Origin of the sequence: Chryseolinea lacunae, assembly GCF_016735595.1 — a bacterium.
GTDB lineage: Bacteria > Bacteroidota > Bacteroidia > Cytophagales > Cyclobacteriaceae > Chryseolinea > Chryseolinea lacunae.
This window is the reverse complement of record NZ_JAERRB010000010.1, coordinates 203664-230624: the sequence shown is the minus strand read 5'-3', so window position 1 is coordinate 230624 and position 26961 is coordinate 203664. Positions and strand designations below refer to the sequence as shown.

Genomic DNA, 26961 nt, shown 5'->3' with positions numbered 1-26961 from the left:
TAAAAACTTTACTGTCAATTTTTAATTAAGCGCTCCAGGATCTCCGCTTTCTTGTCGCGGCTGATCGGCAGGCGTTTGTTTCCCACCACCACCTCGTTGCCGTCGATGGCCGAGATGGCCCTCACGGCCACGATATACGACTTGTGAATCCGAAGAAACGCGGGCGCCTGCAGGATCTCCTCCAGGTTCTTCATGCGCAGCAGCGTCATGTATTGCTGCGCCGCCGTGTGAATGACCACATAGTTCTCCATGCCCTCCACATACATAACGTCTTTGTAGTGAATCTTTTCGTAGCGATAGTCCACTTTCACAAAGAAGTAGTCCTCGTCAGTCTTTTCCCTGGGTTCGGTGGGGCCGCTGCCGACGCTCCTGCCCTTCTGCTTCAGCTCAAAAAAGTCGCGGGCTTTGTTCACCGACTTCAGAAAACGCTCGAACGGAAAGGGCTTCACCAGATAGTCCACCACATCCAGCTCATAGCCCTGAAGGGCGAAGTTGGGATAGGCCGTGGTCATGATGGCCATGGGCGGCTCTTTGATGGACTTCAGGAATTCGATGCCCGTGATTTTGGGCATCTGGATATCGAGAAACATGAGGTCTACCGGCGTGGACCCGAGCACCTTGTTGGCTTCGAGGGCGTCTTCGCAGGTGGCCTTGATCTCGAGGAAGCCGATCTCGCGCACATACGAGAGCAGGCCTTCGCGGGCCAGGGGTTCGTCTTCTACAATGATGGTCTGTATTTTCAAGGTCATAACGTCAGGGTCAGGGTTACAGAATAGGTGCGCGCTGTGCTGTCGATGTGCAGGGTGTGGCGATCGGGATACAACAGTTCGAGCCTGCGTTTCACATTCTTCAGCCCGATGCCTCCCACCGTGCTCTTTGGCAAGCCGTCGTGGGTGTTAAAGAAGGTGGCCACGAGTTGGTTGTCGTTGCGGGTCAGACCGAAGCGGATCTCGTTGGGTTTGTCGCTGTCGTTGGATACAAACTTGAACGCATTTTCGAGAAAGGGGATCATGAGAAACGGGGCAATCTGAAATCCCGAAAGGATGCCTTCGGGCGCGTAGTCCACTTTCACCTTGCTGCCCTTCCGGAGCTTTTCGAGGGCGATGTAGTTTTGAAGATATTCAAGCTCTTTCTCGATGGCAATCTTGTCGTCGGAGCAATCGTAGAGTTGGAAGCGGAGCAGATCCGATAGTTTGATGAGCGTTTCGGAAGCCATGTCGGGGTCCTTCTTAATAAGAAAGTAAACGCTGTTGATGGCGTTGAACAGGAAGTGAGGGTTTACCTGCGCCTTCAGGTATTGCAATTCCGACTCCAGCCGCTGATGCTCCACGATGCGTGAATGGCGGTCGTTCTTCACCCGGTCGACCAGAAACTTTGCTGCCCCAAACGCACCCAACACGGTACCGTTAGACGTCAGCGCATAAAAGAAGATCACACTATAGTGGCTCGCAAAGACGCTGTTGTTCGCCTTGAAGATCATGGAGATGCACACCGCCAATCCCGCGGAAGCGACCAGCAACATACCCACAAACAGGAGGCAGAAAAGCCCATAGCGACGGGTATTGAAGTACCTGGGAATCAGCACATAAATAACACTGTAGAACGTGGCGGCATTAAACACAAAATAGAACGAGATCACAAACAACAGCATCACCTTGGATTTGTATTGCTCCTGGTAGACCGTCATCCAGAACAGGAAATAGCAAACCCACAACACCAGGTGATGTGCTTTGATGCGATAGAGCTTTTGCCAGAGCGTGATGCGCGTGTCCGTCATGCGGTTCAGTTCAAACCCCAAAGTAAAACATCGCCGCCCAAACACAATAATTCCATTGACCAACTGCGCCGAAGCATTGACCAACCGGAATCATGCGCCAGGGTGCAGGGTAGAAACCTGTAGAATCAGCATGATGCCGCCTGCTATTGTCGGCTGGAGCAGATGGTCATGGCATTGGTGCAGTTAGTCAATAAAAATTTCCGGGCCGTGCACACCGCCGTTCCTTTGAAGCATGAAAACGCAAAACCCGAAAATCATGAAACGAATCTATTCCCTCCCCACCATTGCCCTGCTGGCTTCCTTCCTGCTGACCAACTTCCTGGCCAACGGTCAAAAGCTGTTCACGGTCAACGTAACAGGAAAAGGCCAGCCCATGATCCTCATCCATGGCCTGTTCTGCTCCGGCGAAGTTTGGAAGGAGACTGTTGAACACTACCAGAATGCCTATGAATGCCACGTCATCACCCTGGCGGGATTTGGTGGCAACGCCCCTGCCCTGAGCGACCACTTCCTGGAGTCGATGAAGGACGAGGTGATTACGTATGTGAAAGACAAGAAGTTGAAGAACCCGATTATCATGGGACATAGCATGGGCGGTTTCCTTTCGCTCTGGGCCGCCGCGTCGGCACCCGACCTGTTTCAGAAAGTGATTGCTGTTGACGGGATTCCCTTCCTGAGTGTGCTGGCCAACCCCAGCGCTACACCCGACAACATGAAACCCATGGCCCTGAACATGAAGAACTCCATGGCCGGCCAGACCCCCGAGCAAATCAAAACAAATCAACAACGCATCCTGCAGTCGATGATCACCAGCCCCGAACGCATCAGCCAGGTGGCCGAGATTGCCTCGAAAGCCGACTCACCCACCCAGGGCGAAGTGATGTATGAGATGTTCACCACCGACCTTCGCCCCACCGTGGCCGCCATTCAAAGTCCCGTGCTGGTGATGGGTCAGTGGGCCGCCTACAAAAGCTATGGGGCCACACACGATGGCTCAGTGGCGGCCTACCAGGCACAAGTGGCCAACGTGAAGCACGCCACCGTGGCCATCAACGACACCGCGAAACACTTCATCTTCTATGATGAACCTGCCTGGTTCTTCCTGACCGTAGATAACTTTCTGAAATGATGTATCTTAAAGCAGGAGTCTCGCCATATCGCTTCATTCCTGCCATTCACTTCTCCGATCGTGCTATTCACTTCACCATCCTATTGTTTATCACAACGCCACCGCTACCTTAACTATCTGAACCTCCTTAACCTGTTAGACCTATGAATCTTAAAGAAAGCCTCCTCCTCGAAAAAAGAAACGCCTTCATCAACGCCAACGGCGGGCTAGCCTTGCCTGTGGCAGGATTTATATACTGGCTTGCCCTGGGCATTGCCGGTCTTTATGTGGCACCACGCTTCTGGTTTCCGCTGGCGGCGTTCACGTCGGGTCTCATCTTTCCCCTGGGCCTTGCGTTGGCCAAGCCAATGAAGTCAGACCTGATGGTAAAGTCGGCCCTCACCAACCTGCTGCTGCCGGCGTTTGTTTCCATGCTCATGTTCTGGCCCCTCGCGTTTGCCGGCGCCCGTGCCGACCTCTCTTTCGTGCCCCTCGCCATCGGCGTGGGCATGGGCATTCACTGGCCCGTGATCGGCTGGACCTATGGCCGCCCACTCTACATGGCACATGCCATCGCAAGAACCGTTGGTTGCACGGTGCTATGGTATACACTTCCCGATCAACGTTTTGTGGCCATTCCCTTCTTTGTGTCGGCCGCCTACCTCGCGACAGTGTTTGCCATTAAAGCTGACGTGAAGAAAGCCCGCCGTGAGAAGGAAACGGAGCGGATGGTGGTGGCGTGATGACGCAGTGTTTGCTTCGACTAAGCGATATATAAGGAAGCGTCAAAGCTTTATCGTCGTAGCATAGTCTCTCGCTTCGAGGACTATGCGGGTTCTATAATGAAACGCACAGTCCTCGATAGACTGTGCTACGACATCACAAACAAGATGACATGGGTCGTCTACACATTAGCCCATCCTGTCTATGATCCCGTCATTCAAGCAATTTCCTGTGCAGCTTGAGCGTATTAAGAGGCAAATGGAAAGCTCATGAAAAACATACGTATTCTTTTCGCGGCCCTCGTGGCCTTATTCGTCTGGAGTTGCGCCAACGAGAACGCCGACAACGCCCTGTCGGACACCAGCACCAGCAACACAACCTTGATAGACGTGGCCGAAACGTCGGGGCAACTGGCCAGCGGCACAAGCTTCCGCATCAACGGAAGCAGCACCGACAGCACCGACACTCACGAAAATGCGCATGGTCGTCGTGGCCATCCGAAGTTCAGGGGCATACTTGACGGCGCCAATCTTCTGGCACCTACGGAAGAGTTGCTCACCATCATCGATGCCGAGAGCGCCAGCGACTTCAGGGGACTTCGCATTTCGCGTAACGGTGGTGCAACCATCACAAACTACGATGCCAGCGGCAACGTAATTGCGCTCACGCTTCCCGCCACGGGTGGCCCAAATGGTTGCAGCTTCAGTGGTCATCAGTTCCCGGTCTATGATTCATTGTTGTCGAAGATCGCGAAGACGGTGATCGACTTTGGCAGCGGAGTCACCTACCGGCGCGACACCGTCACGATCACACGGTCGGGCAAAATCATTATCACACGCAGTGGCGACAGTGCCAACAAAACAGAAGTGACAACCTTTGAGAACTACGCCGTGAACGGCAACACCATTGAGGGAACAAAGACACGCACCAGCACATTCGACGCCACCACCGGCTCGGGCAAATCCGTCACCACTGTCACCGATGGAAAGATCACCTTCAGCGACGGCACCGTGGCCACCTGGACGAGCGACAAAACACGCACATCCACCGTGGTGCTAAACGACAACGGCCGCCCTATAAGCGGCGAGATCACAACAGAAGTGAAGACCTTTGTTACGGCAGCCGACGGCACGGTGATCTATTCCCACCAAACCACCAAACCCCTTTCCGAAAACCTGGCGTGCGAAGGCAGACGCTCCGGCCCGGTAAGCGGCACGCTCGAAACACACTACAGAACCGACACCGTAGTTGTTGATTTTGGCGACGGCTCCTGCACAAACCGTACCCTCACAATAACCATCAACGGTGTTACTACTACCAAGACTATAGAGTAACCTATAAAAACAAAAGCATCGTGACCGGCAGAGAGTGCTTGCGTCACGATGCTTATTAAGAATGTTATTATCGGTTGTGATCATACGTGGTCCATCATAGCATAGTCTCTCGTTTCGAGGACTATGCGGGATTTGAAGGAACGCGCACAGTCCTCGAGACGAGAGACTGTGCTTGGACCATTCCGCATGAGGTTATGTCACAGCGTTCTTTTATGTTGACTACCTTCCAATCAACGGATCGGTTGTGCCAGGGCGGCCTGTTTCCACGCGGCCGGCAAAGCGGCGCTCAAAGCCTGGCATTTCGCGGATCAGCACGCTGAAGTCATACCAGCCCGAGCTTTCCGTAAGGTCGAGTGTGGTGGTGAGCTTCCCTCCTGGCTGCACAACGTTTCCGCGTGTGCCATTCTGATAGGCCCAGTCTTTCACGTCGATGGTGAATTTGCTTTTGCTTTTGTTCACCACCAGCACGTCTACATTTCCATTGAACTCTTTGCCTGCGCGCGAATAGTCTACGGTCACTTCCAGTGAAGGATCGAGCGATGTTCCTTTGAATGTGCGGTAAAAGCCATTGGGACCATACACATGAAGATCATAGCCATCAGCACCAAAGTCTGTCAACATCCATGTGTCTGCAATGGGCTTTCCGGCAGACACCGCATAGGCGCGTGTGGCAAACGTTTTGCCGTGCGAATACACATGAAAGGGTGAGCCGCTGGAAGCTGCTCCGAATTTCTCTGTGCGGGCATCGAAGTTTATGACAATGCTCTTCCTGTCTTCACTAAGCTTGCCGTGGGCATAAAGCTGGTAGGGCAACGGCCGCGATGTGCGCGTGCCTTTCTCCTGTTGTGGCATGAGTGCAGACGACGATGGGTCGTTATTGATTTTTGCCGCTTCTTCTGCCGTGATCTTCTGAAAGCCGGCGGGGAGTTGCTTGAACTGCGCTTTGTGAACACCTTCAATAAACGATTCCTTATTCACAAACGGCGGCAACGAAAACGTCTCTCCGTTATAGGGAATGAAGGAAGACGTGAGGTCGCCACACACCGCGCGACGCCAGGCCGTGATGTTGGTTTCGGTTAAGGGCTTTCCGGTTTTGTGCGATACAAATTTCTCCAGGAACTGAATGACAGAGGTGTGATCAAACACCTGCGAGCACACCGCGCCACCGCGACTCCACGGCGAGGCAATCACCAGCGGCACACGGTATCCTAAACCAATGGAGCTTTCACGACTGTCTGCAGCAGGCTTGCGTTTCAGCTCCTGCGCCATGGTAACATATTCGATATTGGCATCCAGACCCGGCGACAGTTTGCCGGTGTTGGGTTTGGTGGGATGTGGTGGAACAAAGGGGGGCACGTGATCGAAGTAGCCGTCGTTTTCGTCGTAGGCCAGGATGAAGATGGTCTTCTTCCATACCTCCGGGTTTTGCGTGAGGATGTCGAGCGTTTCCGAAACATACCACGCGCCATACCATGGTGCGCCGGGGTGATCGGAAAAGTTCTCGGGAGCCACCAGCCACGAAACGGCGGGCAGTGTTCCATTCTTCACATCCTGGCGAAACTGATGAAGCACATCGCCCTTGGGGACTTTCATTTCGCGCACGGTACCGCCGTCTTCATACTTGGCCGTGGTGAGCGTATGATAGTCTGGATCGTTGCTGTTGGTGGTGAACGCTTTCCGGTGCAGGCTCTTCTCACGCTCCGGAATTTTCGCGAAGGCTTCGGGGGTGAGCGTCTTCAGGTCCTGCTGCAATTCGGCAAGCGTTGTCTTGCCTCTTTCAATCCTGGAGGCAAACGCTTTGGCTTCTTCGCCGGCAGGCATGCCTTGCAATTTCTTTTCGGCCGCTGCAATCTCATGAGTAATCTTCTCGATCTGCGCGGGCAGATGTTTGATATATACCTGCGAGAACTTGACATGATATTGCGAGAACCACTCAATGGGATTGTCGGTAAAGTTCGAAAGCCATGAGTCTTCTTCGCCTTCAAATCCTGCGCCCACACTCAGTTCGTTTTGATAGATCTTCCACGACACGCCACGTTCTTCCAATCGTTCGGGGAAGGTGGTCCATTGTGCGGGTCTATCATAGTCAAGCTCTTCGTTGCGCACACGCGCTTGTGCCGAAACATTTTCGCGGATGGTGCCGGTCCATAGGTATAGACGGTTGGGCGTTGTGCCGGTCAGCGACGAACAGAAGTTCTGATCACACACGGTGAAGGCATCGGCCAGTGCATAATAGAACGGCAGGTCTTCGCGGTTGTAGTGCCCCAGGGTGAGCGGCATGTCTTTATATTCTTCTTCGCCCGAAGGTTTGGCGATGAGCCATTGATCGCATCGGCCCCCGTTGCGGGCGTCCACCTGGTTTGTCCAGCTGTGGGGCAGCGAGCCCATCCAGGTGGCTTTGGTGTCTTTCATGTTGAGGCGAAAGGGTGCATAAGTCTCGCCTGCGGCGTTGGTCTGAAGCCACACTTTGTTTTTGTTGGGTAGTGTGATGGCCCGCGGGTCGTTGAAACCGCGCACGCCCTGCAGGGTGCCATAGCTGTGGTCGAACGAGCGGTTCTCCTGCATGAGAATCACCACGTGTTCGGCATCGAGGTAGGTGCTGCCAACGGCAGGGTTAATGGCAAATGCTTTTTGAATTGAGGGGGGCAGCACACCTGCTCCACCGGCAGCGGCAGAGAGCATGGCTACCTTTTTAAGAAAATCGCGGCGTGTTTCCATTCGCTGGTTTAAATAAAGGGTACGCTTAAAAGTAAGGCAATCCACGCGATCGCCGATGCGCATATTGCGAATTTAAAGATACATTAACGTACCGATAATGCCACGAAAGAGTCAGCGCTGCTTGTCGGCCAGCGTGGTGGTGATTTTGTTGTCGATGTAGCGAAGGTGGTAGATGCTCATCACGTCTTTCATCTTCAGCATGCCCTTCCTGATGTGCTGCTGAATCTCCCCCAGCTTGATGATGACGATGGGCGCCACGTCGCGATACTCCCGGTCGGATTTGGATGGACTGGCCAGGTCAAGCAGGCGTTCGATGTAGGACCGCTGCAGGTTGCGCCGGTAAAGGCTGATGCTTTCATACGTATTGAGTTCGGTCCACAGCGCCTCGTCCAGCTCGTCGAGGTAATTAATGAGCGGATAGGCCTTGCGTCCATAAGTAGCTTCGGAGGTCACGATCCTCGAAAGGCGCGAAGGGCTGAGCAGACTCGACAACACCATGTCCTGCGAACGGCTGATAATTTGTGTTGGCGATTGCCCGATGCGGGTGAGTATGGCCGTGTCGAGCAGCCACATCGGGGTTTGAAAGATGTGACGCGACAGGAAGTCCATCGCTTCGCGTTGCTGGTCTACCGGCACCGTTTCATAGACCGGTCCGGGTTGGTCCATGGATTTCAGGGTTTCATATTCTCCGCCAATGTAGGTCATCACGTGGCCGAGGTAATAGTCAAACTGGTTTGTAAGAGCGTTATACATGGTTGTGAGGCTGCGATAACCTTCGTGCGGTTGATAGGTCCACTCGGTGAGGTGGGGCACCACGCGTTGTAGATTCTTGATGCCATAGTCGCCGGCGCGCATGGCGTTGTCGCCAAGGTCTTCGGTTTGCGAGCGCGGGTCGTCTGTGGAGAACTCCGAACCAAACCGCAGCTTGTCGTTGCGCAGGCGCTCGTTGGCCCAGATGGTCATGACTGGAGTTTCTTCTTCGGCGGTCTTTGCACGGGGCAGCCAACGGTATCCCCACTCAATGGCCCAGATGTCGTACACACCGATACGCGAAATGAGTCCGCGTTCGCCCACGCTATCTTCGGGTTGGGCCACATAGTTGAAGCGGGCATAGTCCATGATCGACGGTGTGTGGCCGTTGGTGGCCAGCCACTCGCGGTCGCGAAGTTTTTCTACGGGCACGGTGGCGCTTGCACCAAAGTTGTGCGTGAGCCCAAGCGAGTGCCCCACTTCGTGAGACGCCACCGAGCGAATGAGCTGACCCATCAGTTCATCGTCGAAGGTCATCTTCTGGGCGCGGGGGTCGTTGGGTGCACATTGAATCATATACCACTCCCGCAGAATAGACATGAGGTTGTGATACCAGTTGATGTGGCTTTCCAGGATCTCGCCGCTTCGGGGATCGGTGATGATGGGCCCCGCCGCGTTGGCAAACGACGACGGCTTGTAGACAATGGCCGAGTGACGCGAATCCTCGAGGCTCCAGTTGGAGTTCTCACGGGCCGTGGGTGCCTCCAGCGCAATGATCGCATTCTTGAACCCCGCCTTTTCGAACGCCACCTGCCAGTCGGTCACACCTTTGATCAGGTACGGCACCCACACTTTGGGCGTGGCCGGGTCGATATAGTAGACGATCGGTTTCTGAGGCTCCACCAATTCGCCTGCGATGTATTTCGCCACGTCTTCGGGTTTGGGCTCGAGGCGCCAGCGTTTGATGTAGCTCACCACCCTCACGCCTTGCGGGTTGGCATCATAGTCGGTATAGCGTTCCGAGAAGTAGCCAATGCGCCGGTCCGAGAATCGCTTGCGCATGGGTTTCTTGGGAAGCAATACCACGGAAGTGTTCAGCTCAAGTGTAAAATTGTTGTCGCTCACCGTTTGCACATACGTCTTTATGGTTCTGATTTCCAGGTTCAGCGGGAAGGCATTCACATCCTTGATGTAGCTCATGTTGTTTTGCATGCTGCCCACACGCATGGTCTTGCGCGCGGCAGAGTTGAAAAAGAACACGTCGTTGTCGCCATTGATGTAGTCTGTCACGTCGATGAGGCTGCTCCTACCGCTCGGGCCATACGCACCAATACCAAACGCGGCCACGAGCGGTTGAAGGTTCGAACGCACCACGGCGTTATACATGGCGTCGGTGCTATCGCCGGCGTTTTCCTCGAAGGTGATGCGGCGCAGGAACAGTTTGTGACTGGGGCCTTTTTCGAAACGGATCACCGTGTTGTTAATCTGATCGCCGGCATAGCCCGTATACTCCTGCCGTATGCCCGCTGCCCCCTGCGCAATGCGGCACACGATCAGCAGGTCACGGCCTAGCAAGCTGTCGGGAATTTCGAAGTAGTAGTTGTTGTCGGTCTTGTGAATGGTGAACAGCCCGCGACGGGTGATGGTATTGGAGCGAACAATGTTGTTGTAGTTGCGCGGTGCCGACGACTGGTCGTTCCCCGCGGGAACAGACACCGGTGTTTCTTTTTTTGTAGTATCCTGTGGCGCAGCGGGCGCAGTGGTGGTTGTGGCCGGAACAGGCACCTGAACCTGTGCAAACAACGACACCGATAGAACCATGAGCAGAAAGGCAAATACGTGTATCCTCATACAATATTGTCTTTTATAAAAATGAAATACGCGCGATTCCACCATCCGGCAGACCTCAGTCTTGAAGTTAACCCTTTTCCCCTGCAAAGAGTTTTCAGCCTAACCTCTCCCAGCCTACGCATAACGAAATATAAGACAGCTCAATTGTAGCGGAGGCACGTCTGCCTTCGTTTTTCACGCAACATCTCGTCGCCGTTTAGGGTGTGCGCTACACACGAGCGCGATCTTTTTCCCCAAGCACCGTGGCTCACGGCCCCGAAAAGCACATCATACGCCGTGAACGGGTGTTTCCTGCATGGCATGGTTTTTACCCTCCTGTTGAAAACGTTTACAAATAACTTAACGAACAACACTCATGGAAAAGAATGAAAAAACCATTGAGGTACTGAACGACCTCATCCGAATCAATAACGACAGAATTGAAGGCTATAAAAAAGCTTCGTCCAACACAGAAATTGCTGAGGCAGACCTGAAGACGCTTTTCCACCGCATGGCCGAAGAAAGCCGTGACTATGTGGAAGAACTGTCGGCGCAAGTGGTGGACCTCGGTGGTCAACCGGCATCCGACACCACTACTTCCGGAAAAATCTACAGAACGTGGATGGACGTGAAGGCAACCTTCAGCGGCAACGACGCCGTGTCTATGCTCCGCGCCTGCGAGTTTGGTGAAGACGCCGCACAACGCGCCTACAGTGATGCGATGGACTCCGGCTCCGAAGTAGATCCTACCGTGCTTGGCCTCATTGCCCGTCAGAAAGCTTTGCTGAAAGGATCGCACGATCTGGTGAAGACCTATCGCGATCAATTCACCGAAATCGAAAAGTAATCATACAACCCAAAACTACAAAAGCATGAAATATAAAACCCTTAATATGCTGGCGGCACTAGCGCTGGGAATTTTCCTGGTAGGCTGCGGCCCGTCAAAGAACAAAGAAGAAAACACCGATAGCAACGAGGTGGCCGAAGAGCAGAACGAAGACAAGTTCGAAACAAAAGCTTCCGAACGCGACGCGGAGTTTGTAGCCAACGCTGTGGCTGGAAACTATGCCGAGATCAAAATGGCCGAGATTGCCAAAACCAGATCTTCAAACACCGAAGTGCAGGCCATCGCCGCCATGCTGGTAGACGATCACACCGCGGTGCTGAACCAATTGAAAGACTTCGCCTCCAAACGCGGCATCTCCATACCTGTTGAAGAAAAGGACGACGCCAAAGACAAGATTGCCGACCTTGAAAAACAGGATGCCAAAGACTTTGACAAAAAGTGGTGCAACACGCTCGTTGACAAGCACGAGAAAACCATCAAAGACTTTGAAAGCAACTGGGAGAAAACAGACGACTCGACGCTGAAGGAATGGATCAACCAAACCCTTCCGCACCTGAAGACTCATTTGGACAAGTTGACCACGTGCGATAAGAATCTGAAATCGTAAGGCCGAACAAGCCAACGCATAAAAGCTCAAAAATCTCAGGTCAGAACCTAGGAGGACTAATAATCCGCATCGAAGTTCTGACCTGATTTTTTGTTTTAAAGATCTGCAAGGTATTAGCTTTGCCGTTCAGCATAATACTGGCAGATGAACGGAACACAACGCTCAAACATCCGGGCCGGCCAACGCGTGGCCATTGTCCTCAAAAAAGATCAGCGCTCGGGCGCACTAACCGAAGGCGTGGTGAAAGACATTCTCACCAAGTCGCCCAACCACACCCACGGCATCAAGGTGAGGCTGGAGTCGGGCGACGTGGGCAGAGTGAAAGAGATACTTGATTAGCACCCCACAACATGTTTACTCGTTCCGAAGCGAATTCACCGGGTTGCTTCTGGCGGCACGCATCGCCTGTGTGCTCACAATGATCAACGCAAACGCCAGCGCCACAAAGCCCGTGAACGGAAACACCCACCACGGAATGCTGATGCGATACTGATAGCGCTCCAGGAAAATATTCAACAACCACCACGCCACCGGCGCCGCCACCACAAAGGCGATGATGACAAGTCGCGAGAAATCTTTCGACATCAAACCCACCAAGCTGCCCACCGAAGCTCCCAACACCTTGCGGATGCCAATCTCCTTGGTGCGCTGCTCTGCCGTGAATGCCGCCAGGCCAAACAAGCCCAGGCCCGTAATGAAAATGGCCAGCGATGCAAAGAGGCTTGCCAGTTTGCTGGTCATGGCAATGGTGGTGAACTTCTTCTGAAACTCCACATCCACAAACGTATATTCAAACGGATAGGCAGGATTGTACTTCTTGAAAATCGCTTCCACTTTGCTCAGCTCTTCCTTCAAATCATTGGCGCCGGCGAGGCGTATAGACACCGCGCTGATCCACTCCGGCTGCAACACGATGAACATGGGGCCGATCTGATGTTCGGGCGATCCCATCAAAACATTGTCTACGATGCCGATCAATTCCACCTTCCTGTCCCATAGGTCAAGCTGTGCACCAAGAGGGTTTTTCAGTTGCATGATGTCCATTGCGGCTTTGTTCACAAGGATGGCAGCAGTGTCGCTTTTGAAATCCTCGGAGAAATCGCGGCCTTCCACCAGTTTTATGCCCATGGTTTTGGTGTAGTCATATTCTGTGGCAATGGTGGCAAACAACACCTTGCGTCCTGGCTCCATGCCTGGCCAGGCCAAAAAATTGTTCGAATAGATGCCCGTGATGGGACTGTTTGATTTCGTGACCGAACTCACCGCCCCCGATTGAAGGAGTTCCTGTTTCAATACTTTGTAGTTCTTGCCAACGTCGGTGGTATAGTCAACCGTGATGAGGTTCTTCTGGCTATAGCCCAGGTCGCGACTCTTCACGTGTTCGATTTGCCGGTAGATAACCAGCGTGCCGATGATGAGCAGAATAGAAAAACCGAACTGCAGCGTCACCAATATCTTCCGCGGCAGACTGGCACTTTTTCCCACCTGCACTTTGCCTTTCAATACTTTGGAAGGCTGAAACGACGACAGGTAGAATGCCGGATAACTACCCGAGATAATGCCCGTGAAGAAGATAAGACCAAAAGCAAATATCCAGAACGACGCGCTGTTATAGGCAATGAACAGATGCTTGTCTACGAGATTATTATAAGCCGGCAACAGCAACTCTGCCAGCAATACGGCAATCACAAACGCCAGGAAGGAGATTAGCAAAGACTCGCCCAGAAACTGAAAGATAATTTCAAACCGTCGCGATCCCACGCTCTTGCGTATGCCCACTTCACGTGCACGCCGTTCGGAACGCGCCGTGGCCAGGTTCATGAAGTTGATGCAGGCGATGATGAGAATGAAGATGGCGATGACCGTAAACATCTGAACATACTCGATCATGCCGCCGCTTTCCTTCCCATTTTCAAAGTGGGAATGCAGGCGCCAGCGGGCCAGCGGATGAAGAAAAAACTCACGCTTCGTATCCACCTGGTCGTGCTTGGCGAGCATGTCTACAATCGCTTTCTCCACGGCTTCTTCCTTGTTGCCGTCGTTGAGCTCTACAAACACCTGAAACGAATAGTTGCCCCAGTTGCTTTTGTTTTCCTTAACCCACGAACGCGTCTCATTATATTTCCATGGCAACAGGCAGTCGAACTGGAAGCTTGAATTTTCGGGCACGTTCTTCAGCACACCGGTCACCTTCAAATCTGCTTCGTCGTCCACGCGGATCACCTGATTGATCGGATCGGCATCGCCAAACAACGCTTTGGCTGCAGCTTCGCTGATAACAATGGAGTGAACGTCGGTCAACACCTGCGCGGCATTACCCTTAACGAGCGGGAACTCAAACATGGTAAGAAACTCTTCGCTCACATAATGTCCTTTCTTCAGAATGCGCGTCTCCCCCACCGTCAGCATGTGATCACCACCCCAGTCGGCAACAACAGAGTTCTTGATGTTGCTGTCGGCCGTCTTCATGGCCTCATAGGTAGGCAAGGGCACCGACGTCCAGGAATTTATTTTGCCGTCGTAGGAAGCATGTATCCACACCTGGAAAAGCCTGTCGGTTTTGGGATGAAAGCGGTCAAACGAAAGCTCGTCGAACACCCACAGCAGGATGAGGATGCTGCACGCAATGCCGATGGAAAGACCGGCGATGTTGATGACCGAGTAGACACTGTTTTTAACCAGGTTCCGGAAAGTGACGAGCAGGTAGTTCTTCAGCATGGGGTTTGGCGTTTGATGAGGTACTGGATGAAAGGTGAAAGGTTTCAAGGGTTAGGGTTCAATTTTTTTGGACCTTGCACCCTTTCAATTGAAAACCTGGACGGCAGAAAGATTGATCTACGCTGACTTAGGTTGCACGACGGCGCAATTTTTTTACGGGCGGGCAAAATAATAAGGCTACCTTTTGCGACTCATCCCTATGTCACGACTGAAACGGATTGTTATCAGAATCATTAAAGGCCTGGCGCTAACGGTTGTGGCCCTCAGCTTGATTACCTACTTGTTTATGCAGCAGAAACCCTTTGGCAAACTTCCTTCCGGCGCACGACTGGAACGCATCAAAAAATCGCCACACTATCGCGACGGCGCCTTTCAGAACCTGGAAGAAACGCCCATGCTGGCAAAAGACGTTTCGTATATGGATATGGTCACCGAATACTTCTCGAAGGGCGAAGACAAGGAGCCAACCAAAACGCTTCCCTCTGTGCGCACCGACCTGAAGCACCTGCCCGACGGCGAGCCGTCCATCGTCTGGTTCGGACATTCATCCTACCTTATCCACATCGATGGCAAGAATATCCTGGTCGATCCTGTATTCAGCTTGCGCGCGTCGCCCGTGCAATACATGGGCATGAAGGCCTATCCCATTGAGACACCCTACAGCCTCGACGACTTCCCCGACCTCGATGCCGTGATTATCACGCACGATCACTACGACCACCTCGACTACAATAGCATCCTGAAACTGAAAGACAAAACCAAAAACTTCTATACCGCCCTGGGCGTGGGATCGCACCTCGCACACTGGGGCATCGAAGAAGAACGCATCCATGAATTCGACTGGTGGGAAGGCGAAACCATTTCGCCGGGCATGCAACTGACAGCAACACCGGCAAGACATTTTTCAGGAAGAGGGTTCACACGCTACCAAACGCTGTGGGCATCGTTCGTGCTGAGCACACCCACAAACCGGATATTCATCGGGGGCGACTCGGGCTATGACGGCTCGTTCAAAAACATCGGCGACAAATTCGGTCCCTTCGACATTGCCCTGCTGGAATGCGGACAATACGACCGCAAGTGGCCGTTCATACACATGATGCCGGAGCAAACCGTTCAGGCGGCCATCGATCTGAAAACACGCGTGCTCATGCCGGTGCACTGGGGCAAGTTCACCCTGTCCGTCCATCCCTGGCGCGATCCTATTCGCCGCGCAAAAAAGGAAGCCGCGGTGTTGCACATGCCCCTCACCACACCCCGCATCGGCGAAGTGTTGAAGTTGAACAGTTACCTGCCCAATAAAGCCTGGTGGGAATAAATCACTTCGAGGCCGTGAGCGCGCGCACCGCTTTCATCAGGGGCACGAGCTTAGCGTGAGGCTCTTCGTTGTCGAACGAATGACCAAAGGTTTGATTTTGTGTGGTGGTGATCTGAAGACTGGCCGCTAACGCGCCGTCGTATGCGCGTCGGTCTGTTGGTGGAGGAAGCGTTGGAACTTCTTTCAACTCAACACCGGCCAACGTCTTGAGCAATGTTTCCCATTCTTTGGGCGCGAGTTTTCTGCCGGTCCGTTTCGATTTCTCTTCGGCCCTGAAGTCTTCTATTTTCGAGATCACGCTATCGGCTGTGACCCTCACGTTTTCCTGATAGCCCCGACCGGTTTTGGTGAATTCAATCTGGCGGATGTCCGACTCTTTTTGAGCCTTGAGCGAGCAGGCGGTTAGCAGCAGCACGAGGACCAGCGACGACAATCCTGTATAAATTCGTTTCGTGTTTTTCATAAGTGTGTAAGTGTTTCGTTTCAGCGTTTGTTGGTGAATAGCCAGGGAATGAAGTCGGTGTCGGCAAAGGCCTTCACCCAACTGTCGTGCCCCACGCCGGGATATTCTGTGTATTTAACCTGAGCTTCGAAGCTCTTCAACTTTGCATAGATGTTACGCGAATGTTTGACAGGCACCACGTTGTCTTTCTCACCGTGAAAGATCCAAAACGGAATCTTGGCCACGCGCCGGGTATATGCTTTCAGGTCGGCGCCACCACAAATGGGAATGGCCGCTGCAAACACATCGCGATGCCGAAACACTGCCTCGAACGTGCCCATTCCACCCATCGATAATCCGACGATATAGACCCGCCGCTTATCGACCCGTTCGCGCTTTGTGATGTCTTCCACAAGCTCCATGGCGGTCTTGAGCGCGGTGGTCTCGGGATAGGTGTAGTTAAAATCAAGATCAAGCGGATAGTGGGTGCGCTCAAATTTCACCGATGCCCAATAGTCGTTTGTCGGGCATTGCGGAATCACAACGATGCAGGGAAAGGTGGCGCGGTGTTCGGCATTCAGAAAGATGGAGGCGCCCCAGGTGAGCTGCTTCTCGTTGTCGTTTCCCCGTTCGCCGGCGCCGTGCAGCAGCAACACCAGCGGATAGACATTCTTCTCGTCATATGCCTTGGGATATAGAATCCGATACGGAAGCGTTCCGGCCGACCCGGTGAAAGTCTTCTTGTCGAACAGTGAAAAGTCCTGCGTAAGGCCTTTCAGGTAAGCAAAGAGGGAGAGAAAACTCATGAGGAATATGCGTTTCATGCCGGGGTGCTGGTTTTAAAAATGTGCGGGATGAATATAAAAACAAAAAAGCCACCCCGATCTGTCGGGGTGGCTTTTGTGCAAGAATGATGTGTTATTAGTTGGCTAAACGAACGTTAACCGCATTCAATCCTTTTTTGCCTTCTTTCAATTCGAAAGTGACTTCATCATTTTCGTGAATTGCATCGACAAGAAGTCCTGAGATGTGTACAAAATACTCTTGTCCTGTTGCTGTTTCTTTGATAAATCCGAATCCTTTGGATTCATTAAAGAATTTTACTGTTCCTTCTTTCATTATTAATAATTATAAAAACTTGACGCAAAGATAATAGAATATTTCTAAGTAACGCAGTTCGGCGTCAACACGACGTAATAAAATTATCGGATTGGGAAGCATTTCTCCTTCCTGTAATGATTTGTGCAATTCTTTCGCAATTACTGAAACTAATCACCGCAACTTCGCGTATTGATAGTAGATTTGTATGCGTAACTTATTGATAAACAGCAAGAAGCAAACAAAATTTCCCTGGGCGAGCATTCGCCCGAAGGCCGTGCTGCAAGGCTTGGGAATCCAGAATTTAAATCCGTTAAACGCGACAACGCAAAAGATAACTATGGAATGGACAACCGTGTATTTAAGAGGCAAGGCTAATTTCGAAAACGACGTACGGCACAACCTGGAGCACTCCAGCTTCACGTTCATGCCTGGCTTCTCAAACGAACGTGGCCTCACACTCTATTGGATCGAAGACAAACATTGTCTCCGCGATTTCAAAAAGGCCATTGGAAGCAAAACAATCTTCAAACACCGCCTGCGCTTCTACAACAGCATCGAAGAATTTGTGGAGTCGAAGCACAATGTTTCAAAGCCGCGCCTGCCCTATAAGAGCAGCATTTAAAAATGCCGATGGGGCGACGCCCTTCCGTTGTGATGTTAGTTTGTTGAACAGCAATCGATTCCTACAGTTTCTCCTTTAGCCAGTCAGCGGTTGCCGGTACCAACTCTTCGATAAACTCCTTTTTCCCTTTTTTGAATGAATGATCGGCTCCCTCGAAAGTCACCAGTGTGGCCAACGGAAGCTTTCCGCATACCTGGGTGATCAGCGTCAGATCTGCCAGGGCATCTCTTGTGCCCTGAAGAAACAGTATGGGAACGGCAACCTGTCCGAGGTGCTCTGCCCGATCCGTTGCGGGAGCTCCTGCCGGATGAAGGGGAAAGCCATAGAAGACTATGCCGCGGATGCCCGTGTCTGACTTTCCTGATAGAAACCGCGACGACATTCTTCCTCCAAACGACTTGCCTGCTGCAAACAAGGGAAGCTTCGGAAACAGCTCACGCGCTTTTGCCAACGCAGCCCCTACGGTTTTTTCTGCTACAGCCGCCACGTCGGGCCGCTTCTTCTTGTTTTCGGTAAACGGGAAGTTGTAGCGCAGCGTGCCGATGCCCACTCCGGCCAATTGCCAGGCAAGCTTTTCCATGAACGCGTGCTCCATTCCTGCTCCTGCTCCATGTGCCAGCACCATCAGGGCCTTAGGATGTTCAGGCAAAATAAGCAGTCCCGACACCGCGCCAATGCTGTCGGATACGGGAATGGTTATCGTTTCGGGGGTTGTTGCACTCATGCCTTATGAAGTCAAAATGGTGAATGCGAAGATAAAAAAGAAGCGGTTGAAATGTAGAAATATTGAGAGGCAAACCGCCAGTGGACCTGTTGTTCGTGGCAAGGTATTAGCTCTAACCATCCTCCGTTTATCCTCCGTTTAAATACGGAGGATAAACGGAGGATGAGTAAAGGCACCCTACACCCAAGTCCTGAACACTACGAACGCATGGTTATGGCAGAACAAAGAAGCCCAAAGACAAATCCATGGATACCTTCAATGGAATGATGGTGGACTATGCTTTGGAGACAAGCAGACATTTCTGACCTGGAAACAGCGATTCCGAGAAAAGCCGTAGTGGATGAATGACGATATATCGTGGATAATCAACGATATATCGTAAAGCTTTGAGCAGTTTTTAGCAATCAATTGACCCTGGCAGGTGTAAGTTCGGAGCGCCAGCGAGGGGGCTATCCTGCGTCTTCCAACCTTAACCTATCCCGGAAGATGCATGGACCGCCCCACAGCGCAATGGCGTTTTCTTTGTTAGACAGGCGCTATCGTGTCGCCCCAATATGAATTGACGTCGTTATAATAGGAATGATCGTTGGTGGCCGGCCAATGGCTCTTGTCAAAACCCGGCATGGATTTGAAACTGTCGCGGTCGCGGTCCAGCACAAAACACTCCCGATCAGCGTCGAGATAAAGTTTGGTGAACGGGATGGCGAACAGTTTGCCGCCCAACCCCAGAAACGAACCGAATTCGAGCACAGCATAGTCAATGCCGCCGCTCACAACGTTGATCATCAGGTTATCGATCGTGCCCAGGCTTTCGCCCTCTTCATTCTGCACCGGGTCACCAATGATAGAGGTGGCCGTGAGGCGTCGAACCGGAAGATTGGCCATCGGCCCCTCATGATTTCTCCCCGTCACATTGTCTACTTCATAATCTTTTCCGTGCACATTCATAATCCCTCCTTTGTTTAAGGTTGAACATAGTGTTTCAGGAAAAGCAGATTAAAAATCGTGCAGAAAACGAAATGTGCTCAGAAGCATCGAAGCCGCTTTTCTTTAAAAGGACAGTGTGGATTTTACGCGCACCTGGGGCAATTAGTAAACAGCGATGGGAGTGGCCAAAGCCGACTGACGTCAACGGTCACGGAATGTTGTGCGTTTCGTTTTCTTTTTGGTCTTGAAGAGACGCTGAAAGAAGTTCCGGTCCGAGCGCGCCATGCTGCAATCCAATTTACCCGCCACCTCAGGCGAGAGCGGTGCAAAGCGCGCGGTGGTGACGGCGCGAAGTGTGTTGTCCTTGTTCATTTGCTGGAGCATGCCGCCCACAATGGGCAGCGCCGTGGAAGCCCCCTGGCCCAGTGAGGTACTGCGGAAGTGAATGGCCGGATCGTCTGCTCCTACCCAGCAGCCAATCACCAGCTTGGGCGTGATGCCGATAAACCACCCGTCGGCGTTAGATTGGGTTGTGCCCGTTTTGCCGGCGATGTCGTTTCGCAGGCCGTAGCGCGAGCGCAGGCTTGCGCCGGTGCCTTCGTTCACCACACGCTCAAGCATGTGCAGCATGATGTCGGCCGTCTCCTTCGCGACGGCGCGGGTAGGTTTGGGCTTCACGTCAAATTGCTCCAGCACAGTGCCGTTGCCTTCTGCAATCGCCGTGAGATAAGTAGGTTCCACGTGGTTGCCTCCGTTGGCAAATACGCTGTAGGCGCCGACCATTTCCAACATCGAAATAGACGGTGTGCCGAGCGCGATGGAAGGCACCGCCGGAAGTTCGCTGGTGATGCCCATCTTGCGGGCGGTGGCAATGGCGTTGGGTATGCCCGCCTTCTCGAGCAGCTTCACCGACACCGTGTTGACGGAACCGGCCAGGCCGCCTTCCATAGAATACTTCTGATCATAGGTATCGTCGTGCGAATTCTCAGGGGTCCAGCCTTCCATGTTTGTGTAGGCCGTTTTGCGTGCTGAAATATAGTCGCAAGGACTCACGCCTTGCTCCACGGCAGAGGCATACACTATCGGCTTGAAGGTGGATCCAACTTGCCGCTTCGTGGTTTCACGCACGTGGTCGAATTGGAAAAATTCATGATCGATCCCTCCTACCCAAGCTTTGATGGCGCCGGAATGAGGATCGACTGCGAGTATGCCTGCCTGCAAAAACTGGAGATGATGCACCAAAGAATCGTAAGCGCTCATGTCCATTTCTTTTTCGCCATCCCATGTAAACACTTTTCGGAGACCACCTTTTTTCCAGTCAGCCATGATCTCTTTCTCCGAGAGCCCTTCGCGCTTTTGGGACACATAGCGTGGCATGAACTTAAGTTTGGCTGCTGCAGCGTTTTTTACACTTCGCTTGTCTACCTGCGCTACAAATTTCTTTTGAAGAATCTTCATGTGCAGCTGCATGGCTTGCTCGGCATAGCGTTGCATGCGCGAGTCGATGGTGGTATATACTTTCAAGCCATCGGTATATAAGTTGTAAGGCGTGCCATCGGCCTTCTGATGTTTTTGACACCAGGCGAGCAATTCGTTCTGGATATAGGAACGAAAGTAGGGAGCAAGTCCCGAGTTGTGTGTGAGCCTTTGGTACTGAAGTTTTAAGGGACGTTTTTGCAACGACGTTTTTTCCTCTTCAGTGAGATAACCGTATTTCTCCATCTGCTCCAGCACCACATCGCGTCTGCCCTTGGCACGTTCGGGAAATATCCGGGGATTGTAAGTGTGCGTGGCCTTCAGCATCCCCACCAGCACGGCAGATTGATCTGTGGTGAGCTTATTGACGGGCACGGAATAGAATCGCTCGGCCGCCGTTTTGATGCCATACACATTGTCGCCAAAAGGAATGGTGTTCAGGTATAGCGTAAGGATCTCATCCTTTGAATACACGCGCTCCAGGCGACGTGCAACAATCATCTCCTTCACCTTGTTAGCCGCGAGCGAGAAAACAGCATGCGATTGACGCGGATACAAATTCTTGGCAAGCTGTTGCGTCAACGTGCTCCCCCCGCCTGCCGACTCGCGTTGAAAAAGAATGCCTTTGATGAATACCCTGAACAGACTCCGCGTGTCGATGCCGCTGTGCTGATAGAAACGGGCGTCTTCCGTGGCAATGAGTGCGTTCTTGAGATTATCGGAAATGGCCGACGACGGAACGGTGGAACGTTCTTGCAAATAGTAACGGCCCAGCAGTACACTGTCGGCGCTATATACTTCTGTGGCTACCTGATGTCGTATGGTTCGGAGCTCGGTCCGGTTGGGAACATGGCCAAACAGTCCAATCCAAACCAGCCCGACAAACAGAAATATCAATGCCAGCAAACCCGCCACCGCGAGCAGGGCGATGCGTATGGCTCGCTGATGCCGGAATGAAGAATTAACAACACGGCCCAGGGCCACCTTCAGGCGCTCCAACAGTTCAAAAAATGATTGCTTCATAGTAGGGTTCGGCAAACTAACGACAAGCCCTCGACAAAAAGCATGCACAGTTTAATTTCTTCCGATCAATGGCCATAATGAGCCGCCATGCGTCGTTATGAGCTGTCTTGCGAGAATGAGGTTACCGGGTGACAAGACGAAGGTGTGTAAATTTTCCACGGTCAGTGGTTATCATAACATAGGAGTGACCAGACATTCGGCCACAAAAAAAAGGAGGCTTCCCTCCTTTTCAAAAAACAATATGACCGTTAACGTGATTCTATATCCAGGAGATCTTGTAGTCGTCGAAGGAGTCACCAGCTTTTACTGATTTCGCATATTCCACTTTGGGTGATAGCACACCGGTTTTGCGAATGATTTCGTCCAGCAACCCGAATTGCAGCGAACTGTTGAAGGTCTGGGTTCTGCGCATGGTGATGTGCTTGGGCGATGATTCGAGAATCTCCCAGCCTCTTCCTTTCGGGTCCTTGATCATGGTGCTGGCCGTGGTGGCGAGGGCTTTCATGGTTTCGAGCGGCGTCGATTTGTCGCTTACCATCTTATAGGTCTTCATGGCTTCGAAGGCTGTGCGGCCAATTTGCCGGCCCACCACACGCATGTTGGCCTGGCCCAATTGCTGTTCGATATAGTCACACATTTTGTTGTAGATATCCATCGGCACCTGGTGTGTCGGGATCTGCAAGTTGATGTTGGCCGTCATGGCCTTCAGGGTTTCGTAGTCTTTTTGTGATTTCTCTTTGTAGATTTTCAGGATGTCCGTGATGAACGCCACGGCGATTGTTACCTGGTCGGTTGAATGATCCATACTGCACGTTAAATTGAATGGGCGAAATTACAGCAGCGTGCAGGTTAACGGGGATCGGCGTAAGGCTTTCCATCCTTCTCCAGAATTTCAGTCCGGGCAACGAAGACGACTCCATCCCAAGCCAGCGCCAAAGTGTTCGTAAACGATTGTAATCCCATCTAATACCGTTCAACCCATCTCAACGGAAAAAGTTACCCCGCCTACACCGTGTTGGGTTCGTCCGAAATATCAAATAACTGCGTCTTGCGAAGTAAATAAAATGAAGACGTTCTCTCCTTTTGCAAAAGGATCTTTGCCTCGCACGGTGAGGAGTTGTCCGGCAACAGCAACATCCAGCTCATAATGACTTCCAAAATAGTGCACGGCCGAAACAACACCGGGTTGCCCGAGCCGGCCCTCGCGCGACACCTGGAATTCCTCAGGTCTCACAAAACGGCCTTCGTCAGAGGCATGCCCAAAGGCTTTTGCCAGCGAAGGCGTGAGAATGAAATACTTACCAAAGAGCGCGGCCACATATTCGTTGATTGGTGCATGGTAAACCTCGTGTGGGCTTCCCTGCTGCACGATTTCTCCATCGCGTATCACGATAATGGAATCGGCCCAGGGCAAGGTGTCATCTGGATCGTGCGACACCAGCATACACGAAATGCCCAACCTATGCCCGATGTCATCCACCACAGCCTTCAGGGTGGTTTTATGAGCCATATCCAGGTTCGAGAAGGGTTCGTCCATCAGCAACAACTTTGGCGACGTTATGAGCAACTTTGCCAGCGCAACCCGCTGACGTTCGCCTCCCGACAGTTGGTCGGTTTTGCGCCCCAGCAAATGCGTGATCTGGCACACGTCATACAAGCGTTGAGCGTCGTCGTCCGAAAGCTTGCTGGCGTAGTGCAACACTTGTTCGATACGAAGTGACTTGGGCAATTCAAAATGCTGTGACAGATAAGCGATTGCCGGATGGCCAGCCACCAGTTTCTCTCCAGCGCCCAACACGCGCACACCTTCAAAAAAGATCTCTCCGGCGTCGGGCTGATTCAACCCGGCAATGGCTTTCAGTAAAGTGCTCTTCCCCGATCCGGTTTCGCCAGCAATCGCTATCTTCTGAAACTGCCCAAGTGAAAAGCTGATGTTCCTGAGCACGTGGCCATCGTCGCGCTGCTTATAAATTCCGGATACTTCTAGAAATGCCATGCAATGTTTGTTGGTGCTGAACGTCCTGGTGTTGGCCACGTAAATTTCATACTACGCTCCACAGCAATGCTTGAACTTCTTGTCCAGACCACACGGGCACGGATCGTTCCGCTGAATGGAAGAGCGCACGGGCGGCGCTGCCCCGGCAAGACGCGCCGTGTCCTGGTGAAAGGCTTGCGCGAGAAGTGTGTAAAGCTGAGGGTGATTTTTCTGAAGCAACTGCGGGCGTTCAAAAAAGTATTCGCCCACCACGGCAAGAAACTCTTGTTCGTTGGTGGCGCCATAAACATTGATGTCGCTCTTTCCTTTCAGGATGTCTTTCATGCTGGCATGAATCAGTTGCAGCCAGGGGCCGGCATAGGCCTTGTCGTTCAGAACAGTAGGAACGCCGTCGACGCTCCCGTCCTCCTTGTCGAGGAGGTGAACGAACTCGTGGATGCCCACGTTTTGTTTATCCGACCGGTTCGCGAAGCCTGCGCGAAGGGCGGGTTGGGACAGGATCATTTTGCCTTCGAGCGTTCCGCTGCCCACCATGCCCAGGATAGCTTCGTTTTTGCTTCCAATGTCGTAGTCGCGATCGAAGTGGCCAGGATAAAGCAACACCTCGTCCAGGAAGGTATAGTCCCAATCGGGAAATCCGAACACAGGAATAGCCGCGCTACTGGCCACGAGCAATTTGTCGGTGATGTCGAGGGTGGTTTCGATACCGGTAATGCGCACGTTGGCCAGGAAGCGCATCACATCGTTTTCAAACCGTTGCTTTTCGGATGCGGGAAGGTTGGTGTAGAACGTCACATTCTGACGCAAAATGGCTTTCCATGCCTCAGGAATGGGCGTTGTCACCACCTTCTTCTGGTGTTGCCGGGAATAGAAAATGCCAAATCCAATACAGAACGCAATGATGATAAAAAAAGGAATCATACCCGGAAAACCCATTAAGGGCTGGCAATTTAATAATATATTTGCCCCCTTATTTCAAAAATCATGATTTCAGTCGACGCGGTCAGTGTAGAGTTTAACGGTTCAGCCCTTTTTAGCAACATCACCTTCAACATCAACGACAACGACCGGATTGCCCTCATGGGTAAAAACGGTGCGGGCAAGTCCACGCTGCTGAAGATCATTGCCGGCGTGAGCAAACCTACACGCGGCAAAGTGTCGGCTCCCAAAGACGCCATCATCGCATACCTGCCCCAACACCTTTTGACGGAAGACAATGCCTCGGTTTTTGAGGAAGCATCAAAAGCCTTCTCCAAAATACTGGACATGAAAAAGCAGATGGACGAACTGAACCATCAACTGGAGACACGCACCGACTATGAGTCTGACGAATATTCTAAAATCATCGAACAGGTCTCGGAACTCAGTGAGAAATATTACTCTATCGAGGAAATCAATTTCGACGCGGAAGTAGAGAAAACATTGATGGGTCTTGGCTTTCTGCGCTCGGACTTCACGCGCCCCACAAAAGAATTCAGCGGCGGATGGCGCATGCGCATTGAACTGGCGAAGATCTTGCTGCAAAAGCCCGACCTCATCCTCCTGGATGAGCCTACCAACCACATGGACATCGAATCCATTCAGTGGCTCGAAGATTTTCTCATCAACAACGCCAAAGCGGTTATCGTGATCAGTCACGATAAGACCTTTGTAGACAACCTCACCAACCGCACCATCGAGGTGACCATGGGGCGCATCTACGATTATAAAACCAACTACACACACTACCTGCAACTCCGCAAAGAGCGTCGCGAGCAACAACAGAAACAATTTGACGACCAGGCCAAGCAGATTGCCGACATACAGGAATTCATCGATCGTTTCAAAGGCACGTATTCAAAAACACTTCAGGTGCAATCGCGCGTGAAGATGCTGGAGAAAATTGAGATCGTGGAAGTGGATGAGGTCGACACATCGGCGCTCAACCTGAAGTTCCCGCCTGCTCCGCGTTCCGGAAATTACCCTGTCATCGTGGAAGGCCTGACCAAACGCTATGGCGATCACGTTGTTTTTCAGGATGCCTCCATCACCATTGCCCGCGGCGAACGCGTGGCCCTGGTCGGAAAAAACGGCGAAGGAAAATCCACGCTGGTGAAAGCCATCATGGGAGAGCTTGAATACGAGGGAAAGCTTCAGCTCGGTCACAACAGCCTCATTGGATACTTCGCTCAAAATCAAGCCGCACTGCTCGATGAAAGCCTCACGGTTTTCGAAACCATCGACCAGATTGCACAGGGCGATGTGCGCACTAAGATCAAAGACATTCTTGGCGCATTCATGTTCAGTGGCGAAACCATCGACAAGAAAGTGAAAGTGCTCTCCGGAGGCGAAAAGACTCGCCTCGCCATGATCAAGCTACTCCTGCAACCCGTGAACCTGCTGATTCTGGATGAACCTACCAACCACCTCGACATCAAAACAAAAGACATCCTGAAAGAAGCCCTCATATCCTTCGACGGCACACTCATCCTTGTATCGCACGATCGCGACTTCCTCGACGGCCTGGCAACAAAAGTGTTTGAATTCGGCAACAAGCGAATCAAAGAACATTTTGAAGACATCAACGGATTTCTCCGGAACAAAAAAATGGAGAACCTTCGCGAGATCGAACGCAACAACAAGTAGGCATTTCAACCTTATACCCTTTTCACGAAGGGTCTGTGTTCTTCTTCCGGATCTCCGCCTCCACCCTTCGCAGAAACTCCGTGAGAGTATACATTTGTGATGCCATCTCATCAAAATTCAGCGGCAAATTTCCGTGTTCATAGATGAGGTAGAGGTGATAAATCTCCATCAGCGTATCCCTGTATTCTTCCGGCGTGGCCGATTCCAACAAGCGTTCGAACTCTGCAATAATCTCCACCGTTAATTTTGACGAAGATTCAATTTTAAAAACCATCTTGTCTTGATGTTCATCCAT

At 52.1% G+C, this 26961-nt stretch carries 24 protein-coding genes; 9 read left to right on the top strand and 15 right to left on the bottom strand.

Translation table 11 applies throughout. The features are described 5' to 3' along the window. Positions 1–14: 14 nt before the first annotated feature. Both JI741_RS24230 and JI741_RS24225 read right to left on the bottom strand, forming a co-directional pair. Positions 15–749 (bottom strand): LytR/AlgR family response regulator transcription factor, encoded by a 735-nt coding sequence (locus JI741_RS24230; RefSeq protein ID WP_202014021.1) that lies wholly within the window; start codon positions 747–749, stop codon positions 15–17. Then, the gene (locus tag JI741_RS24225; protein ID WP_202014020.1) at positions 746–1777 is read right to left on the bottom strand and encodes a sensor histidine kinase; all 1032 of its coding nucleotides are present in this window, start codon (positions 1775–1777) and stop codon (positions 746–748) included. The genes JI741_RS24230 and JI741_RS24225 overlap by 4 nt, the downstream gene beginning before the upstream one ends. A gap of 256 nt (positions 1778–2033) precedes the next feature. On the opposite strand from JI741_RS24225, the gene JI741_RS24220 reads away from it, so the two are divergent. The 3 genes from JI741_RS24220 to JI741_RS24210 all read left to right on the top strand — a co-directional run bounded on the left by JI741_RS24220 (position 2034) and on the right by JI741_RS24210 (position 4942). Next, positions 2034–2906, top strand: coding sequence for an alpha/beta fold hydrolase (locus tag JI741_RS24220; RefSeq protein ID WP_202014019.1), 873 nt, complete (start codon positions 2034–2036; stop codon positions 2904–2906). Between the two features lie 143 nt (positions 2907–3049). Next, positions 3050–3628, top strand: coding sequence for a DUF7010 family protein (locus tag JI741_RS24215; RefSeq protein WP_202014018.1), 579 nt, complete (start codon positions 3050–3052; stop codon positions 3626–3628). 249 nt (positions 3629–3877) lie between these two features. After that, on the top strand, positions 3878–4942 hold the full coding sequence (locus tag JI741_RS24210) for a hypothetical protein (RefSeq protein WP_202014017.1): 1065 nt from the start codon (positions 3878–3880) through the stop codon (positions 4940–4942). A 219-nt stretch (positions 4943–5161) separates the two neighbouring features. Here the strand turns inward: JI741_RS24210 and JI741_RS24205 are convergent, their stop codons facing one another. Next, a complete protein-coding gene (locus JI741_RS24205; protein ID WP_202014016.1) occupies positions 5162–7660 on the bottom strand; it encodes a phosphocholine-specific phospholipase C in 2499 nt (832 codons plus the stop codon). Between the two features lie 111 nt (positions 7661–7771). Beyond that, entirely contained in the window at positions 7772–10261 is a 2490-nt protein-coding gene (locus JI741_RS24200) for a zinc-dependent metalloprotease (protein WP_202014015.1), read from the bottom strand. A 355-nt stretch (positions 10262–10616) separates the two neighbouring features. On the opposite strand from JI741_RS24200, the gene JI741_RS24195 reads away from it, so the two are divergent. The 3 genes from JI741_RS24195 to JI741_RS24185 all read left to right on the top strand — a co-directional run bounded on the left by JI741_RS24195 (position 10617) and on the right by JI741_RS24185 (position 12033). Further along, complete coding sequence (locus JI741_RS24195; protein WP_202014014.1) at positions 10617–11087, top strand: ferritin-like domain-containing protein; 471 nt, start codon at positions 10617–10619, stop codon at positions 11085–11087. A gap of 25 nt (positions 11088–11112) precedes the next feature. Beyond that, entirely contained in the window at positions 11113–11694 is a 582-nt protein-coding gene (locus JI741_RS24190) for a DUF4142 domain-containing protein (RefSeq protein ID WP_202014013.1), read from the top strand. A 144-nt stretch (positions 11695–11838) separates the two neighbouring features. Continuing rightward, positions 11839–12033, top strand: coding sequence for a YwbE family protein (locus tag JI741_RS24185; protein ID WP_202014012.1), 195 nt, complete (start codon positions 11839–11841; stop codon positions 12031–12033). A gap of 15 nt (positions 12034–12048) precedes the next feature. On the opposite strand, the gene JI741_RS24180 is transcribed toward JI741_RS24185, so the two are convergent. After that, entirely contained in the window at positions 12049–14412 is a 2364-nt protein-coding gene (locus JI741_RS24180) for an ABC transporter permease (protein WP_202014011.1), read from the bottom strand. 199 nt (positions 14413–14611) lie between these two features. On the opposite strand from JI741_RS24180, the gene JI741_RS24175 reads away from it, so the two are divergent. Then, a complete protein-coding gene (locus JI741_RS24175) occupies positions 14612–15730 on the top strand; it encodes an MBL fold metallo-hydrolase (RefSeq protein ID WP_202014010.1) in 1119 nt (372 codons plus the stop codon). Between the two features lies 1 nt (position 15731). Here JI741_RS24175 and JI741_RS24170 read toward each other — a convergent pair whose 3' ends face one another. The 3 genes from JI741_RS24170 to JI741_RS24160 all read right to left on the bottom strand — a co-directional run bounded on the left by JI741_RS24170 (position 15732) and on the right by JI741_RS24160 (position 17291). Further along, positions 15732–16193, bottom strand: a complete 462-nt coding sequence (locus tag JI741_RS24170; protein WP_202014009.1) for a hypothetical protein — start codon at positions 16191–16193, stop codon at positions 15732–15734. Positions 16194–16213: 20 nt separating this feature from the next. Beyond that, positions 16214–16996, bottom strand: a complete 783-nt coding sequence (locus JI741_RS24165; protein ID WP_202014008.1) for a carboxylesterase family protein — start codon at positions 16994–16996, stop codon at positions 16214–16216. A gap of 97 nt (positions 16997–17093) precedes the next feature. After that, positions 17094–17291, bottom strand: coding sequence for a cold-shock protein (locus JI741_RS24160; protein ID WP_202014007.1), 198 nt, complete (start codon positions 17289–17291; stop codon positions 17094–17096). A 319-nt stretch (positions 17292–17610) separates the two neighbouring features. Here JI741_RS24160 and JI741_RS24155 point away from each other — a divergent pair, with 319 nt between their 5' ends. Beyond that, entirely contained in the window at positions 17611–17895 is a 285-nt protein-coding gene (locus JI741_RS24155) for a hypothetical protein (protein WP_202014006.1), read from the top strand. Positions 17896–17956: 61 nt separating this feature from the next. Here JI741_RS24155 and JI741_RS24150 read toward each other — a convergent pair whose 3' ends face one another. From JI741_RS24150 to JI741_RS24125, 6 genes are all read right to left on the bottom strand, one after another. Further along, positions 17957–18619, bottom strand: a complete 663-nt coding sequence (locus JI741_RS24150) for an alpha/beta hydrolase family protein (protein ID WP_202014005.1) — start codon at positions 18617–18619, stop codon at positions 17957–17959. 525 nt (positions 18620–19144) lie between these two features. Continuing rightward, on the bottom strand, positions 19145–19567 hold the full coding sequence (locus JI741_RS24145; RefSeq protein ID WP_202014004.1) for a PRC-barrel domain-containing protein: 423 nt from the start codon (positions 19565–19567) through the stop codon (positions 19145–19147). A gap of 180 nt (positions 19568–19747) precedes the next feature. Then, positions 19748–22045 (bottom strand): transglycosylase domain-containing protein, encoded by a 2298-nt coding sequence (locus JI741_RS24140; protein ID WP_202014003.1) that lies wholly within the window; start codon positions 22043–22045, stop codon positions 19748–19750. A 259-nt stretch (positions 22046–22304) separates the two neighbouring features. Next, positions 22305–22850: a hypothetical protein gene (locus tag JI741_RS24135; RefSeq protein ID WP_202014002.1), complete on the bottom strand. Its 546-nt coding sequence runs from the start codon at positions 22848–22850 to the stop codon at positions 22305–22307. A gap of 228 nt (positions 22851–23078) precedes the next feature. After that, a complete protein-coding gene (locus JI741_RS24130) occupies positions 23079–24041 on the bottom strand; it encodes an ABC transporter ATP-binding protein (RefSeq protein ID WP_202014001.1) in 963 nt (320 codons plus the stop codon). A gap of 51 nt (positions 24042–24092) precedes the next feature. Further along, the gene (locus JI741_RS24125) at positions 24093–24962 is read right to left on the bottom strand and encodes a zinc-dependent peptidase (protein ID WP_202014000.1); all 870 of its coding nucleotides are present in this window, start codon (positions 24960–24962) and stop codon (positions 24093–24095) included. A gap of 63 nt (positions 24963–25025) precedes the next feature. Here JI741_RS24125 and JI741_RS24120 point away from each other — a divergent pair, with 63 nt between their 5' ends. Further along, positions 25026–26666 carry an ABC-F family ATP-binding cassette domain-containing protein gene (locus tag JI741_RS24120; RefSeq protein ID WP_202013999.1) on the top strand — a complete coding sequence of 547 codons (1641 nt, stop codon included), beginning with the start codon at positions 25026–25028 and terminating at the stop codon, positions 26664–26666. Between the two features lie 22 nt (positions 26667–26688). Here JI741_RS24120 and JI741_RS24115 read toward each other — a convergent pair whose 3' ends face one another. Further along, positions 26689–26961 carry a hypothetical protein gene (locus JI741_RS24115; RefSeq protein WP_202013998.1) on the bottom strand — a complete coding sequence of 91 codons (273 nt, stop codon included), beginning with the start codon at positions 26959–26961 and terminating at the stop codon, positions 26689–26691.